We start from the raw sequence: 16,222 nt of genomic DNA, 5'->3' as shown, positions 1-16,222 counted from the left end.
AAAATTTGTAGGAATAAAGTTAGTTAGAAGCAAAATCGTTTTTTTGCAATAAATAATTTTGTAAAAGCAAAAATAAATAAAATTTATATTTGCAATAAATAATTTAGTAAAAATAAAAATAAATAAAATCTACAGGTGATTCATTTCTAGCGGGAATATTCTTTCTAATGCTGATGTAATTACAACCAAGAAGTGGTCTGTTTTCAATTTTAGAAATTATTTTGCCACAGCACTGTTTGATTGAACGATTAAGTTTTACAAATTTAAAATCTATGAGTGTGTGATTTATAAATTATGTTTCGTATTATTTTACTAAATCTATATATAGTTAATCTAAAAATAAGATTTCTTATATGATGTAAGTATTATTAGTTGAAATTTAAAATCGCTGTATATAATTGACTATAAAGCTGAAATTTTCTTAGTTATTCTTGAAATGTTTCTTGAGGCATTTGCTTTCTTTATAATTCCAGTTTTTGCAACTTTCATTAATTCAGAGTTCAACTTTGGCAAGAATTTTAGAGCTTCATCTTTTTTCTTTTCTACTAGAAGTAAACTCATTTTTTTTATAGCATTTCTGTATTTGCTTTTACGAGCCTTATTCACCAATGTTTGTTTAGCAATTCTTCTAATTGTTTTAATTGCTGATTTTGTGTTTGCCATAAGCGCAGTGGTATAGCTTGAGAATTTATACTGGTCAATAGAATAATTGCTTATTTTTGGCAAATATTGCAGAAGAAAGTTGATCTATTCGATATAAATATTTTCTTAATTTTACCATGACAATTTTTTCTTGAGCAGCCCTGGTTCTCTCTTTGATATACTTTAAACTCTTTTTGAAAACTGCCATTTTTTCCTTCTGCATTTTTAAAATCTCGAATACTTGATCCACCTTTTTCAATAGCTTTTTTAAGTACACTTTTTGAATAATAAATGATTTTTTTACAATCATTTTTCGATAATTTCATCGCATATGTCTTGGGATTTATTTTACATAAAAATAAAATTTCGCTTGCATAAATGTTACCTATGCCAGAGACAAATTTTTGATCCAATAGAAAACTTTTTATATCTTTTTTTTTATTTATAAAAAAATTTAGAAGGTATTTTAGATTAAAACTTAAAAAAAAAGGTTCTGGACCCAAATGATTAAATCTTTTTTTTAATTCTTTGGGATTGTCAATAAACCTAAAAAATCCAAATCTTCTTGGATCATTATAAATAACACTCATATCATTAAATTGGATTTCAACATGATTGTGTTTCTTTGGCAATTGCGGTGAATTATAGAAACTAGTATTGGTAAATTTATTTATAATATGTTTGTTAATTAGATGAATGGTTCCTGACATACCTAAGTGAATTAAACAAAAAGAATTATCATTAAAATTAAGAATTAGATATTTTGAAAACCTAGTAACCTTTTTAATCTTTTTTTGTTCTAATAATTTTTCAAATTTTAATGGAATTTTAAACCTTAAATTTCTGTTTTTAATTATTACTTTTTTTATTCTTTTTTGTTCTATTTTTTTTGATAATGATTGTTTGACTATTTCTACTTCTGGTAATTCTGGCATTTGATACTATATTAGCAGTAAATAATAAATTTTATATGCAACAATATCTCCAAAATAAAAAGGGATTGGTTCAAAATGTATTTGACAATGTTTATGACAAATATGATTTAATGAATGATTTTATGTCATTGGGCATTCATCGGATATGGAAAAGAAATTTGATGAGCTGGATGAACCCATCAAAAGATAAAATTCTAGTTGATGTTGCTTGTGGGACTGGAGACTTAGGTAAACTTTTTTTAGATCTAACTGATGAAAATTGTAAAATTTATTGTGTGGATCCCAATTCTGGAATGATAAGCAAAGGTAAGGAAAAATTAAAAACTTATAAAAATATTGATTGGTTGATTGCTCCCGCAGAAAAGCTTCCAATTAAAGATAGCTCCTGTGATTATTATACAATCAGTTTTGGACTTAGAAATACAAAAAATCTACATAAAACACTTGCAGAAGCACATCGAGTATTAAAACCTGGTGGGCGCTTCTTATGTCTAGAATTTTCAAAAATTCAAAATTCTAATTTAGATTTTATTTATAAGAATTATTCAAAACTAATTCCTTTAGTCGGTAAGGCTGTTATTGGTAAAAAAGAACCTTATGAATACCTGGTTAAAAGTATTGAAGAATTTATTAATCAAGAAGAGCTAATTGATCTGATGAAAAGAAATAATTTCATAAATTGTAGTTACAGAAATTTATCAGGTGGCATTGTTGCAATTCATTCTGGTTGGAAGGTATAATGATTAAAAAATTATTTACTCTTTACAAATTAGGAAGAAAATTAGCTAAATCAGATGTTTTGAATATAGTTTCAAAATTCAAAAAACCACCATTAGCAATTACAATTTTATTTCAAATATTATCTTTCTCTTTTTCTAGTTCTGGAAAAAATAACTTAAATGAAAATGAAGGAGAAAAATTATCTAAATCTCTTCAATCAATGGGAACTACTTTTATTAAACTTGGACAATTTTTAGTTACTAGACCTGATATTATTGGAGAAGAGTTAGCCAAGCAATTAGAAGGCTTGCAAGATAGATTGCCTCCATTTTCTTTAACAGAAGCAAAAGCAATAATTAAAAAAGACTTGGGAGATGAAACATTTAACTCAATAATTGACTTGAGTGAACCTGTTGCTGCTGCATCAATTGCACAAGTACATAAAGCTAAAATTGATGACAATGGAACTATAAAAGATGTAGCTATCAAAATTTTAAGACCAGATATTAAAAAAACTTTTAATGATGAAATAGATGCATTAATGCTTTTTGCTTTCATTATTGAATCTTTCATTAAAAAAACAAAAAGACTTAAGTTGATGGAAGTTGTATTTTTACTTAAAGAGATAACAAATCTAGAAATGGATTTGAGGTTTGAAGCGGCGGCAGCAAATGAATATGCTGAAAATACAAAGAATGATGCAGGTTTTAGAGTACCAATAATTTATTGGAACTTCACAAGTGAAAATGTGATGACACTTGATTGGGTCGATGGTGTTTCAATTCGTGAAACGGAAGACTTACAAAAAAGAAATATTGATACCAAGCAAATCGCATCAGATATAATTCAGCATTTTTTAAGACATGCTGTTAGAGATGGTTTCTTCCATGCAGATATGCATCAAGGCAATATATTCATTGATAATAATGGTCAAATTGTTCCTATTGATTTTGGTATTATGGGAAGATTAGACAATCTAAGTAAAAGATTTTTGGCAGAAATTCTCTTTGGTTTTATTCAGCGAGATTATAAAAAAGTAGCTGAAGTGCATTTAGTTGCCGGCCTCGTTCCAAAAGATGTACCAGTTAATGATTTGGCTCAAGCTTTGAGATCAATTGGTGAGCCCATTTTTGGTCAATCTGTCAAAGATATTTCAGGGGGAAAATTATTAAAACAACTTTTTGATGTTACTGAAAAATTTAATATGCAAACACAACCTCAATTACTAATGCTGCAGAAAACAATGGTGGTTGTTGAGGGTGTTGCAAGAAAACTTAATCCAGATACTAATATATGGGATACATCAAAACCAGTTTTAGAAAGTTGGTTAAGAGAAACAAAAGATCCAATAAATACATTGAATGAAGGTTTAAAAAGCACCACTGAAGTAATTAAAAGATTGCCTGATTTTCCAGAAATAATGGATAAAGCAAATCAAGCTTTAACATTTTTAGCAAGTGGTCAAATACCTCCAAATTCTAACTCCTTTACAGCTTTAAATGAAAAAAAATCAGAAATGATAGCGTTTAGAAATCAATCTATTATTGGTTTATTACTGCTTGTAATTTTTGGTCTAGTAGTATTTTAATTCTTCAATGAAAAATTTAACAGGTAAAAAAATACTATTAATAATATGTGGGGGTATATCAGCCTATAAAAGTTTGGAGCTGATTAGATTGTTTAAAAAACAAGGCTCAGAAATTAAAACAATCCTTACCAAAAGTGCTAAAGAGTTTGTAACTCCTTTATCAGTAGCCTCACTTACTCAAGAAAAGGTTTATGACGACCTATTTAATGCTGAAAATGAAGCTGAAATGGACCATATATCATTGTCTAGATGGGCTGATTTAATTCTTGTGGCTCCAGCAACAGCAAATACTATATCAAAATTAAGTGTAGGATCTTCAGATGATCTAGCTTCAACTGTAATTCTAGCATCTGATAAAGATGTTTTTCTAGTTCCTGCTATGAATGTTAGAATGTGGGAACATCCATCTACTAGAGAAAATTTAAATAAATTAAGGTCATTTGGTTATAGAGTAATTGGTCCTGAAATTGGTGATATGGCTTGTGGTGAGTTTGGAGAAGGTAAAATGACTGAGCCAAAAAGTATTATTGAAGAAATTAATATTTATTTTAACTCCGTAACAAATAATAATAAATTTAAGGCCTTGATAACTGCTGGACCAACAAATGAATATATCGATCCTGTTAGATTTATTACTAATAAATCTTCGGGCAAACAGGGCTATGCTTTAGCTAATGCATTTGCAAAAAAAGGTTTTCAGACAACGCTTATTTCTGGACCAACCAACCTTCCTATTGGAGAAAATATAAATTTGATAAAAGTAGAAACAGCACAAGAAATGTTGCAAGCTACAAAAAAAAACTTACCTGCTGATGTTGCTATCTTTTCAGCAGCAGTTGCTGATTTTAAAGTGAAGGAAATAAAAAGTGAAAAAATAAAAAAGAATGAAAATTTAAATTTAGAACTTGAAAAAAACATTGATATTCTAAACTATGTTTCAAAACACAATTCTTTAAGACCAAAACTAGTTATTGGTTTTGCAGCAGAAACAAATGAAATTGAAACAAATGCAAAAAAAAAATTAGTTGAAAAAAATTGTGATTGGGTAGTTGCAAATGATGTGTCGAATAAATCTACTGGATTTGACTCTGATTTTAATGAAGTTTCGATTTTTTACAAAGATGATGAAATCAAAGACGAAAAACTTAGCTTAAAACAAAAGTCTGCTATTTCTGAAGAAATAGTTAATAGAGTTATTCAGCAATTAAATTAAAACTCAGTGGCAAAAGTATTAATTAAAAAACTAAATCCTGAAGTAGAATTACCATCATATAAAACCTCAGGTGCATCGGGTATGGACCTCATGGCATTTATAAAGGAGCCAATTAAAATTCCTCCTAATACCTCTTGTTTGGTCCCAACAGGACTTTCTATGGCATTTTCAAAGGATTATGAGGTGCAGATACGTCCACGTTCAGGTCTCGCCGCAAAGAACCACATAACTGTTTTAAACACACCTGGAACTATCGATAGCGATTATAGAGGGGAAATTAAGGTTATTCTTTTTAATCACGGTAAAGAAGATTTTTTGATTAATAATAAAGATAGGATTGCACAAATGATCTTAACACCAGTTGTTAAAATGGAATTAGAAGAAGCAGATAATTTACCCGATTCAATTCGTGGCGAAGGTGGGTTTGGCTCAACAGGAAAATGAGCAACCCGTTAAATAAACATTCTATTGAACGATATTCTAGACAAATTGTTCTTAAAGATATTGGCGCTCTAGGACAAAAAAAAATTTTAAACGCAAAGGTATTAATCGTTGGAGCTGGAGGGCTTGGATGTCCTGTTGCTGAATTTTTATCTAGAGCTGGTGTTGGGACAATTGGAATTATAGATCATGATAAAATTTCACTCTCTAATTTACACAGACAAAGCCTTTATAACACAAATGATATTGGTAAATTTAAAGTTCAAATAGCAAAAGATAAAATAAAGAAAATAAATCCAAATACAAAAATAAAAACTTATAAAATGAGATTAAATAAAAAAAATTTCATAAAAATTATTAAAGATTACAATTATATTGTTGATGGTTCTGATAATTTTTCAACTAAATTTTTATTAAATGATTTTTGCTTAAGATTTAAAAAAACTCTTATCACTGGTGCAATTAGCAAATTTGATGGACATGTATTTACTTTTGGTTTTAAAAATAAAAAAATTCCTTGTTTAAGGTGTTTTTTTCAAGAAGACCAAATTTCAGATGACTTATTAAACTGTGAGGCAGAAGGTGTACTTGGTACTGTTGCTGGTATAGTTGGAACTATCCAAGCTAACGAAGTTTTAAAAAAAGTTTTAAATATTGGGCAAAACCTTGATGGTTATATTTTAATCATGGACTTACTTAATCTAAACTTTAGAAAAGTTAAATTAAAAAAAAAAAATTTTGTTTTTGTAAATGAAAAAAAAAATAATTATTTTATTTTTATGTTTATTAATTACAAATATTCAATCTTTAAATGCTGAAGAAAAATTCCTCTCTTTAAAGAAGAATAAAGTAAATGTCAGATATGGACCAAGCTTTGAGTCTGAGATTAAATATATTTATGAGAAAATAAATCTACCCGTAAAACAGATTGACCAAAAAGAAAACTTTAGAAGAATAGTTGATCTAAAAAATAATAGTGGATGGATTCATGTTTCTCAAATTAAAAAATCTAATTCAATCATTATCTTGGAAGACAAAATTTTATTTAAAAAAGCATCATATTTTTCTAAACCTATCGCTCGTTTAGAAAAAGGAAGATTACTCATTATCAAAAAATGTGAAAATACTTGGTGTAATATAAAAACTGGGGATTATTCAGGATGGGTTAATAACCAGAATGTATGGGGATCTATTAATTAAACGGATCCTCTAATAAACAAGCAACTATGTGAATTCTAGCTTGTTCGCCCCCATTAAAAAAATTATGATATTTTGTATTATTTGTAATAGTAACATTTCCATCTGCAGGCAGATGTTTAGCTACATTTTCGATAACCATTGAACAACCTAAGTTTGTGATAATCGGCACATGAAGTCTTGGCTCAGGATCTTTATGCCAGCTTAATGTTGATCTTGGCTCTTTTAATAGCAATCTCACTCTACCCAGTTTAAATCTTTTGCTTAAGGTGTCATAGACTTCTTTAAAATATGTATTTTCAAATTCAGGAACTAGTTGTGTGTATTTCGATTCATCTATTTCAATATCTCGAGAAACTTCTTTTCCTGTTTCGTCAGCAATCGTCCAATATTTGCCTCTTAAATTATGTCCATCAATAGAACTACTATCATTAGGAATTTGATTTATTGGAATGGCGCCAAAATGAGCAACTCCTAAAGAATTAAAATTTCTTTTTTTTAAGACTAGCTCTAAATCAGATCTTAACCTTGATATATCAAAGTTAAGATCTGGTACCGTATAAAAGTCTTTAAATTGAACGCTATTCATTAATGATGACTAATGAGCTTTCTTTAGTTCTTGTCTGTCAGCATTCATTACTTTAGTCCATGCATTAACAAAGTCTCTAACAAACTTTTCTTTATTATCATCTTGCGCATAAACTTCTGCGTAAGATCTTAATATAGAGTTAGAGCCAAAAACTAAATCTACTCTTGTAGCTGTAAACTTAGTCACATCAGTTGCACGATCTATTATTTCATAAAGGTCTTTGCTTGCAGGTTTCCACTTAAACTTCATATCAGTTAAGTTTACAAAGAAATCATTGGTAAGAGCTCCTGGATTATCAGTAAACACACCGTGTTTAGTTCCACCATGGTTAGTATCTAAAACTCTCATTCCACCAACTAGAACTGTCATTTCTTTAGCTGATAGACCCATTAAAGAACTTCTATCAAGCATCATCTCTTCAGTTGTAACTAAATATTCTTCTTTAGCCCAATTTCTAAAAGCATCATGAACTGGTTCTAAAACTTTAAAAGAATCAACATCCGTTTGCTCTTGAGTTGCATCACCTCTACCCGCAACAAATGGAACTTTGACATTTAGTCCAGCTTTTTTTATAGATTGTTCTAATCCAACATTTCCAGCCAAGATTATAATATCGGCAACACTTGCACCTGTTTCTTGTGCAACTTTCTCAAGTTTACCAAGAACATTATTTAATCTTTTTGGCTCATTACCTGCCCAATCCTTTTGTGGTGCCAATCTTAATCTAGCTCCATTCGCTCCACCCCTGTGATCGGTTCTTCTATAAGTTCTCGCACTGTCCCATGCTGTAGCAATCATTTCAGAACTACTTAAACCAGTAGCTTCGATTAATTTTTTTGCTTTTTCAACATCAAAATCTTTTCCTGCAGGGACTGGATCTTGCCAAATTAAATCTTCTTTTGGAACATCAGGACCAACATAATATTTTTTAGGACCTAAATCTCTATGAGTTAATTTAAACCAAGCTTTTGCAAATGTTTCTTCAAGATATTTAGGGTCTTTATGAAAACGTTCTGCAATTTCTCTATAAATAGGATCCATTTTCATAGCCATATCAGCATCTGTCATTATTGGATTTCTTTTTACAGATGGATCAGCTAAGTCTACTGGCTTATCTTCATCTTTCATATTAATTGGTTCCCACTGGTTTGCTCCAGCTGGACTTTTCTTTAATTCCCAATCGTAGTTTAATAAAAGATTTAGATAACTATGATCCCATTTGTTTGGATGAGTTGTCCAAGCACCTTCAATACCACTAGTAACCTGGTTAACACCTAGACCGCCACCACCTTTTCTATTCCAGCCAAAGCCTTGTTCATGTACATCTGCAGCTTCAGGTTCTGGACCTAATAATGAAGCATCTCCATTACCATGAGCTCTTCCAACTGAGTGACCTCCTACTGTTAAAGCACAAGTTTCTTCATCATTCATTGCCATTCGGCCAAATGTTTCTCTAACATCATAAGCAGTTTTTAATGGATCTGGTTTTCCACCCACACCTTCTGGATTAACATAGATCAGCCCCATCACAACCGCTGCTAAAGGGTTTTTAAGTGAAGTTCTGTCATCGTTATTGTCGTATCTTTTATTTTCTAACCATTCTTTTTCAGAACCCCAATAAACATCTTTCTCTGGGTGCCATATATCTTCTCTTCCAAAAGAGAAACCATACATTTTAAGACCCATTGACTCATATGCCATATTTCCAGCTAAAATCATCAAGTCTGCCCAGCTAATTTTATTTCCATATTTTTTTTTAATAGGCCATATTAATCTTCTAGCCTTATCTAGGTTGGTATTATCTGGCCAAGAATTTAGTGGTGCAAATCTATGGTTTCCTGTTCCACTTCCACCTCTACCATCTGCAATTCTGTAAGTTCCAGCTGAGTGCCAAGCCATTCTGATAAATAGTCCACCATAGTGCCCAAGGTCTGCTGGCCACCAGTCTTGACTGTCTGTCATAAGTTTTAATAGATCTTTTTTTACTGCTTTAAAATCTAATTTTTTGACTTCTTCTTTGTAGTCAAACTTTTCATCCATTGGATTGGTTTTAGTGTCATGCTGATGTAAAATATCTAAATTTAAATTTTTTGGCCACCATTCAGCTGTAGGTGTCTGACTTGATTTTGTCATTCCACCGTGCATTACGGGGCAACCTGAACCATTTTTGCTAGTTTTACTAATCTCTGAACTCATTTGACCTCTTTTGTTGTTAGTTTAAGTTTTATTACGCTTGTTAAAAATTCTTTATTCAATCTATATAACTATTTTAATTTTTGTGTCAAGTAGTTTAGAATAATTATAAAGTAATTTATTCACTTTCAACATTGATTATGACATCAATATTTTTAATTTTTTTTCCTGTTGGTGGATTTGGTATATCTTTCAAATCAACCTGGTTAATATCAATCAATTCTTTATTTTTAATATCAAAAAAATGGGAATGGGTACCTGTGTTAGTATCAAAATAGCTTTTATCAGTTGCTATAACAATTTCTTTTAAATAACCATTTTTTTTAAAAGCATGCACTGTGTTGTAAACTGTTGCTAGAGAAATTTTTTCATCTAATTTTTCTTCAATTATTTTACTAAGGTCATTAATTGTAAAATGAAAAGTTTCCTTTGGTGAAAATAAGGCCTCACATATTTTTAATCTTTGTCTAGTTGGTCTTAAACCAGATTCTCTTAACTTTTCTTTATATATATTTAAATTGTTCATTATTGTTTATAATTGTTCTAAACTATTACTATATTATAATCTCTTTAAATCAAGTATTAAGGAGTTTATTTTTTATGAAAAAAAATTCATACACATATAATGAACTAATTAATTGTGGAAATGGAGAGCTTTTTGGCCCCGGTAATGCAAAATTACCTCTTCCGCCAATGCTCATGTTTGATAGAATAACTGAAATCAGCGATAATAGTGGTACTTTTAAAAAAGGATCTTTAAAGGCTGAATTAGATATCAAAGATGATCTTTGGTTCTTTGAGTGTCATTTTAAAGAAGACCCTGTTATGCCAGGTTGTCTTGGCTTAGATGCTATGTGGCAACTAGTTGGTTTTTATCTTGGGTGGCTTGGTAACCCAGGTAAAGGGAGAGCTTTAGGAGTGAGTACAGTAAAATTCACTGGTGAAGTTTTAAAAAATGTTAAAAATGTAAGATATGAAATTGATATGAAAAAAATTATGGCTCCAGGTGGAACAACAGTTGGTCTTGCAAATGGCTTAGTATTTGCAGATGACAAAAAAATATATTCAGCAGAAAGCTTGAAAGTAGGATTATTTAAATAATGAGAAGAGTAGTTATCACAGGTTTAGGAATTGTATCTTGTTTGGGAAACAATCAAGAAGAGGTTCATCAGTCACTATTAAATTCTAAATCAGGAATTTCATATGCTGAGGAATATAAAGAACATAATCTTAAAAGCCATGTTCATGGCAAACCAAATATAAAACTTGAGGATCATATTGATAGAAAAACAATTAGATTCATGGGTTCAGGGTCAGCCTATAATTATATTGCAATGAAAGAGGCGATTGAAGACTCTGGATTAGAAGAAAGTGAAGTTAGTAATTTTAAAACTGGTATTGTTATGGGTTCAGGAGGACCTTCAATTGAAAATGTAATTTTAGCAGCAGATAAAACTAGAGCCAAAACTCCAAAATTAATGGGTCCTTTCATTGTTCCAAGAACAATGGCAAGTACAGCTTCAGCTACTTTAGCAGTGCCATTTAAAATTAAAGGAACCAACTACACAATGAGCTCTGCATGTGCTACTAGCGGACACTGCATTGGAAATTCAATGGAATTAATCCAAATGGGCAAACAAGATGTTGTTTTTGCAGGTGGAAGTGAAGAAGTTCACTGGGCAATGACAGCAATGTTTGATGCAATGACAGCGTTATCTTCAAAATACAATGATACACCTGAGACTGCATCAAGAGCTTATGATAAAACTAGAGACGGTTTCGTAATCGCTGGTGGTGGTGGAGTTTTAGTTCTTGAAGAATACGAACATGCTAAAGCAAGAGGAGCTAAAATATACGCAGAATTAACTGGTTATGGAGCAACATCAGACGGATATGATATGGTAGCCCCATCAGGAGAAGGAGCAATCAGATGTATGCAAATGGCTATGGCAACTGCTAAAAATAAAATTGATTATATAAATACCCACGGAACATCAACACCAGTTGGTGATATTACAGAATTAAATGCTGTTAAAGGAGTTTTTGGAGATACAATTCCAAAAATTAGTTCAACCAAATCTTTATCGGGTCACCCTTTAGGAGCTGCATCAGTCCATGAAGCTATCTATTGTTTAATTATGATGAAAAATAATTTCATTGCTGGTTCAGCAAATATTGGTGAAATGGATGAAGAGGCTAAAAAATTTCCAATAGTTGCAAAAACAGAAACTGGAGCAACTTTAAATACTGTTATGTCTAATAGTTTTGGTTTTGGTGGAACCAATGCTGCTTTAATTTTTGAGAAAATATAATCATGAGTTTGATGAAGGGTAAAAAGGGATTAATCATGGGCGTTGCCAATGAAAGATCAATTGCTTGGGGCATTTCACAAAAGCTTGCTGAAGCTGGAGCTGAACTTGCGTTCACTTATTTAGGTGATGCATTAAAGAAAAGAGTAATTCCTTTAGCTGAAAAATTAAATTCAAAAACAACATTCAGTTGTGACGTTGAAAACAAAGAAGAAGTTATAAAATTATTTGAAGATATTAAATCAGAGTGGGGTCAAATTGATTTTGTTGTCCACGCAGTAGCATTCTCAGATAAATCAGAATTATCAGGTGAATATTTAAATACATCAAGAGAGAATTTTTTAAGAAGCATGTTGATTTCATGTTTTTCATTTACTGAAGTTGCAAAAGAAGCTTCAAAAATAATGAAAGAAGGTGGCAGTATGTTAACTCTAACGTACGAATCTACTAAAGCTATTCCAAATTATAATGTAATGGGTGTTTGTAAATCAGCGTTAGAGGCAAGTGTTAAATATCTTGCAAGAGACCTAGGTGCTAAAGGCATGAGGGTAAATGCAATAAGTGCTGGACCAATTAAAACGTTAGCAGCCTCTGCTATAGGAGATGCAAAATTCTTATATAAATGGAATGAAGACCATTCTTTCCTTAAAAGAAACGTAGATATCCATGATGTAGGAAATTCAGCATTATATCTATTAAGCGATCTTGCAAACGGTGTAACGGGTGAAATTCACTACGTAGATGCCGGATATAATAAGGTTGGGATGCCAGATCCTAAGAATATTACTTAAAATATAGTTAAATTTAGTTAAAAATATTAGGGGCGTTCTGTTACCAAGTGCCTTAGACCATTTTTATCTCATCTTTATTTTCCACAAAATGGTTTTAGTAATAGCAAAAATTTGTATGTAATAGAGACTGTGTTCGGTCGTAGAATTTTGTGCTAGGGTATCGGTTCATGAAAAAAATTTTAGGTATCGTAGTTCTAAGTTTGATTTGGTGTGGTGTTGTTTTTGGTGAAACATATAAAACGGGTCAAGAAGTTGAGGGTCAAATAGTTTTTAGTAAAAAAGTTAAGATAGATCTTCCAGAGGGCAAATGGACTATAGCAGTTCGACAACTTTGGAACTATCATGGACTAAACCTTGAAGAATATATTTTGGTTAAAACAGAAAATAATGAATTTCTAGAAGGTGTTAGAGTAGGCCAATTTCAATTAGCAGGTATAGTTGAGGCTAGAATAAATTCAGCGCTCTATGAAATTTTATTTAAAAATAAATATGATGGTTGTTACGAAAGACCTGAATATTTTTTACTTGAATTTTATACTAAAGGGAGCTCACACAATTGTTTTTGGGTTATGCATGGAGATGTGGATAAAGAATTAAATAATCCTGATGATCCAGCTTCAAGAGGTGGTAATCGGTTATTAAAAAAATGGATAAAAGATAATTCAATTAAATTACCAAAGATTACTTTAGATAGTGATCATAGTTATTTTTCAAGACTGACAGGCGGAACATGGTTTATGGTTGGATATAGCGCAAATCCTAAAATTTTTGATGCTCCAAAAAATACATTTTATACTGAAGAAAGCTCAGAATATCACAAAAATAATATTGAAAAATTTCCAGAACATAAAAAAACTATGCAAAAATGGTTATCAATTTCAGCAGAAAGACATAAAAGATTTGAAGAAAACGTAAATGCAAGAAATTCTAATAAACTTGATTTAAGTAATTATTATTCTGAAAAAATAAAGCCTAAGGATAACAAAAACAAATTATCTAGTGAAGTCATCACTCAAATAAAACAATTAAATGATCTATACAAAGCTGGAGTATTAACAAAAGAAGAGTTTGAAAAAGCTAAGAAAAAAATTTTAAACTAAAAATTACATTGTTCATTTGGCCAAAAACAACCTCAACATCAATCTGGACTAACAAATAAAGAGAAATAAAAGAGTATAAAGAGGTGTTCTGTTACCTGGTGCCCCATAAAAAAACCCCGGAACTTTCATTCCAGGGGTTTAGAAATTTAATTTAAAATATTATTCAGCTGCTTGTTTCATAGAAAGTTTAACTTTACCTCTATCGAAACCAATCACTTTAACTTTTACTTCGTCGCCTTCTTTAACAACATCAGTAACTTTTTCTACTCTTTTAGAAGCAAGTTCTGAGATATGAACAAGGCCATCTTGCTTACCTAAAAAGTTAACAAATGCCCCAAACTCCATAATCTTCATTACTTTACCTGAGTAAATTTTATTAAGTTCAGCTTTTGCAGTGATGTCTTTAATCATTTGCATAGCAATGTTTCTAGACTCTTCATCTGGAGCAGCAACAGTTACAACTCCTTCGTCATTCACATCAACTTTTGCACCTGATTTTTCAACGATCTCTCTGATTGTTGCACCACCTTTTCCAATAACAGCTGCGATATCTTTTTTATCAACAGTTACTTGTTCCATTTTTGGAGTATGTTGCCCAACATCAGCTCTTGATTCACTTAAAGCCTTATTCATTTCACCTAAGATATGAATTCTTCCATCTTTCGCCTGCTTTAAAGCCTGCTCCATGATTTCAAAAGTAATACCAGTAATTTTGATATCCATTTGAAGTGAAGTAATTCCATCTTTAGTTCCAGCAACTTTAAAGTCCATATCTCCCAAATGATCTTCATCACCTAAAATATCTGATAGGACACTAAAATCATCACCCTCTTTAATTAAACCCATTGCAATTCCTGCAACTGGTTCTTTAATTGGAACACCTGCATCCATTAATGCAAGAGATGTACCACAAACAGTTGCCATTGAAGAAGAACCATTAGATTCAGTTATCTCTGACACTACTCTAAAAGTGTAAGGAAATGCTTCTTTTGGAGGAAGTGAAGAGTTGATTGCTCTCCATGCTAACTTTCCGTGACCAACTTCACGTCTTCCTGTTCCAATTCTTCCAGTTTCACCAACTGAAAAAGGAGGGAAGTTATAATGAAGCATAAATCTTTCTCTAGATTGACCATCTAAACTTTCTATTCTTTGTTCATCATCAGAAGTACCTAAAGTAGTAACTACAATTGCTTGCGTTTCACCTCTAGTAAATAATGCTGAACCATGAGTTCTTGGTAAAACACCAACTTCACACTCAATAGCTCTTACATCAGCTAAACCTCTGCCATCAATTCTTTTTTTATTCTTAAGAATATCAGTTCTAACAATTTTCTTTTCAAGATTTTTTAATTCATCGTTAACATTAAAATCAGAATAATTTTCATTGTCTGCAAAAAGCTGCTTAGCTTTTTCAGAAATTTCTGAAATTTGATTTGATCTATCTTGCTTATCTCTAGTAGCAAAAGCTTTCGTTAAATCTGCTGTAAAAGTTTCCTCAAGTTTTTGTTTAACTTCAGATAAATCTTTTTTCTCAACAGTCCACTCTGGTTTTCTGCATTCTTTTGCAAGTTCCTCAATCATTTTGATTACTGGAACAAAGCCTTCATGACCAAATTTGACTGCAGCTAACATTATTTCTTCTGATAAGCCTGATGTTTCTGACTCAACCATAAGTACTGCATCTTTAGTACCAGCAACTACTAAATCTAAAGTAGAGTTTTCTAATTCAGCTTTTGATGGGTTAAGAATGTACTTACCATCAACATAACCAACTCTTGAAGCTCCTACAGGTCCCATAAATGGCATTCCTGAAATAGCTAATGCTGCTGATGAAGCAGTGATTGCGAGGATGTCTGGTTGGTTTTCTTTATCATATGAAATTACTGTTGGTAACAACTGAACTTCATTTTTAAATTCGCTGGGGAATAGAGGTCTGATCGGTCTATCAATTAATCTTGATATTAATTGTTCACTTTCAGTTGGTCTTGCTTCTCTCTTAAAAAATCCACCTGGAATTTTACCACCAGCATAATATTTTTCTTGATAGTTTACAGATAGAGGAAAATAATCCATATCTGGATTTACTTTTTTTGCTCCTACTACTGTTGCTAAAATAACTGTTTCACCACATGAAGCAATGATTGCTCCGTCTGCTTGTCTTGCTACTTTACCTGTTTCTAAACTTATTTTCTTACCTGCTACTTCAATTTCTTTCTTATATACTTTGAACATTCAATTTCCGTTTCTTTTTTATTTTCTTAAATTCAGCTTCGTTAATACATTTTTGTAAGAATCAAATTTATTTTTTTTTAAGTATTCTAACAATTTTTTTCTTCTATTTACTGCTCTTAACAATCCAACTGAAGAATGCTTATCCTTCTTAAATTGTTTTATGTGGGCTGAAAGAGTTTCAATTTTCCCTGTTAATAATGCAATTTGTACCTCTGAAGAACCGGTGTCCTTCTCATGCATTTTTAATTCTACTGCTTTTTTCGTCATACTAT

Annotated in this window: 17 protein-coding genes; 10 read left to right on the top strand and 7 right to left on the bottom strand. The window is 31.2% G+C overall.

Annotation, left to right across the window (positions count from 1 at the left end; genetic code table 11):
- Positions 1–402: 402 nt before the first annotated feature.
- Together rpsT and mutM are read right to left on the bottom strand one after the other, a co-directional pair.
- Complete coding sequence (rpsT, locus tag AC5SLL_RS06785; protein ID WP_271517227.1) at positions 403–663, bottom strand: 30S ribosomal protein S20; 261 nt, start codon at positions 661–663, stop codon at positions 403–405.
- Positions 664–713: 50 nt separating this feature from the next.
- Positions 714–1,577: a bifunctional DNA-formamidopyrimidine glycosylase/DNA-(apurinic or apyrimidinic site) lyase gene (gene mutM / locus AC5SLL_RS06780; RefSeq protein WP_494586584.1), complete on the bottom strand. Its 864-nt coding sequence runs from the start codon at positions 1,575–1,577 to the stop codon at positions 714–716.
- A gap of 35 nt (positions 1,578–1,612) precedes the next feature.
- Between mutM and AC5SLL_RS06775 the strand changes: the two genes are divergently transcribed.
- From AC5SLL_RS06775 to AC5SLL_RS06750, 6 genes are read left to right on the top strand one after another with little or no spacing between them, the layout of a single operon-like run.
- Complete coding sequence (locus AC5SLL_RS06775) at positions 1,613–2,317, top strand: class I SAM-dependent methyltransferase (RefSeq protein ID WP_494586583.1); 705 nt, start codon at positions 1,613–1,615, stop codon at positions 2,315–2,317.
- Entirely contained in the window at positions 2,317–3,885 is a 1,569-nt protein-coding gene (gene ubiB / locus AC5SLL_RS06770; RefSeq protein ID WP_494586582.1) for a 2-polyprenylphenol 6-hydroxylase, read from the top strand. The genes AC5SLL_RS06775 and ubiB overlap by 1 nt, the downstream gene beginning before the upstream one ends.
- A gap of 7 nt (positions 3,886–3,892) precedes the next feature.
- Positions 3,893–5,098 carry a bifunctional phosphopantothenoylcysteine decarboxylase/phosphopantothenate--cysteine ligase CoaBC gene (gene coaBC, locus AC5SLL_RS06765; protein WP_494586581.1) on the top strand — a complete coding sequence of 402 codons (1,206 nt, stop codon included), beginning with the start codon at positions 3,893–3,895 and terminating at the stop codon, positions 5,096–5,098.
- A gap of 6 nt (positions 5,099–5,104) precedes the next feature.
- Positions 5,105–5,542 carry a dUTP diphosphatase gene (dut, locus tag AC5SLL_RS06760; protein WP_494586580.1) on the top strand — a complete coding sequence of 146 codons (438 nt, stop codon included), beginning with the start codon at positions 5,105–5,107 and terminating at the stop codon, positions 5,540–5,542.
- Entirely contained in the window at positions 5,539–6,357 is an 819-nt protein-coding gene (locus tag AC5SLL_RS06755) for a HesA/MoeB/ThiF family protein (protein WP_494586579.1), read from the top strand. Before dut ends, AC5SLL_RS06755 begins: the two co-directional genes overlap by 4 nt.
- Complete coding sequence (locus tag AC5SLL_RS06750) at positions 6,290–6,739, top strand: SH3 domain-containing protein (protein ID WP_494573175.1); 450 nt, start codon at positions 6,290–6,292, stop codon at positions 6,737–6,739. Before AC5SLL_RS06755 ends, AC5SLL_RS06750 begins: the two co-directional genes overlap by 68 nt.
- Here the strand turns inward: AC5SLL_RS06750 and AC5SLL_RS06745 are convergent.
- The 3 genes from AC5SLL_RS06745 to AC5SLL_RS06735 form a co-directional block, all read right to left on the bottom strand.
- Entirely contained in the window at positions 6,732–7,325 is a 594-nt protein-coding gene (locus tag AC5SLL_RS06745) for an aspartyl/asparaginyl beta-hydroxylase domain-containing protein (RefSeq protein ID WP_494586578.1), read from the bottom strand. The two genes, AC5SLL_RS06750 and AC5SLL_RS06745, sit on opposite strands and share 8 nt — an antisense overlap.
- Before the next feature lie 9 nt (positions 7,326–7,334).
- Positions 7,335–9,521: a catalase/peroxidase HPI gene (gene katG / locus AC5SLL_RS06740; protein WP_494586577.1), complete on the bottom strand. Its 2,187-nt coding sequence runs from the start codon at positions 9,519–9,521 to the stop codon at positions 7,335–7,337.
- Positions 9,522–9,636: 115 nt separating this feature from the next.
- Positions 9,637–10,044: a transcriptional repressor gene (locus tag AC5SLL_RS06735; RefSeq protein ID WP_271517027.1), complete on the bottom strand. Its 408-nt coding sequence runs from the start codon at positions 10,042–10,044 to the stop codon at positions 9,637–9,639.
- A gap of 74 nt (positions 10,045–10,118) precedes the next feature.
- Here AC5SLL_RS06735 and fabA point away from each other — a divergent pair, with 74 nt between their 5' ends.
- From fabA to AC5SLL_RS06715, 4 genes are all read left to right on the top strand, one after another.
- Entirely contained in the window at positions 10,119–10,619 is a 501-nt protein-coding gene (gene fabA, locus AC5SLL_RS06730) for a bifunctional 3-hydroxydecanoyl-ACP dehydratase/trans-2-decenoyl-ACP isomerase (protein WP_494586576.1), read from the top strand.
- Complete coding sequence (gene fabB, locus AC5SLL_RS06725; RefSeq protein WP_271517033.1) at positions 10,619–11,830, top strand: beta-ketoacyl-ACP synthase I; 1,212 nt, start codon at positions 10,619–10,621, stop codon at positions 11,828–11,830. The genes fabA and fabB overlap by 1 nt, the downstream gene beginning before the upstream one ends.
- Before the next feature lie 2 nt (positions 11,831–11,832).
- Positions 11,833–12,618 (top strand): SDR family oxidoreductase, encoded by a 786-nt coding sequence (locus tag AC5SLL_RS06720; protein ID WP_271517036.1) that lies wholly within the window; start codon positions 11,833–11,835, stop codon positions 12,616–12,618.
- 167 nt (positions 12,619–12,785) lie between these two features.
- Positions 12,786–13,718, top strand: a complete 933-nt coding sequence (locus AC5SLL_RS06715; RefSeq protein WP_494586575.1) for an SHOCT domain-containing protein — start codon at positions 12,786–12,788, stop codon at positions 13,716–13,718.
- Between the two features lie 159 nt (positions 13,719–13,877).
- Here AC5SLL_RS06715 and pnp read toward each other — a convergent pair whose 3' ends face one another.
- Positions 13,878–15,950: a polyribonucleotide nucleotidyltransferase gene (gene pnp, locus AC5SLL_RS06710; protein ID WP_494586574.1), complete on the bottom strand. Its 2,073-nt coding sequence runs from the start codon at positions 15,948–15,950 to the stop codon at positions 13,878–13,880.
- Between the two features lie 18 nt (positions 15,951–15,968).
- Positions 15,969–16,217, bottom strand: a complete 249-nt coding sequence (rpsO, locus tag AC5SLL_RS06705) for a 30S ribosomal protein S15 (protein WP_494573163.1) — start codon at positions 16,215–16,217, stop codon at positions 15,969–15,971.
- Positions 16,218–16,222: the final 5 nt, after the last annotated feature.

The sequence above is a fragment of the Candidatus Pelagibacter sp. PS_43 genome (genome assembly GCF_059417795.1).
Note: the sequence above shows the minus strand (reverse complement) of the source record. Positions and strands in the feature narration are given on the sequence as shown.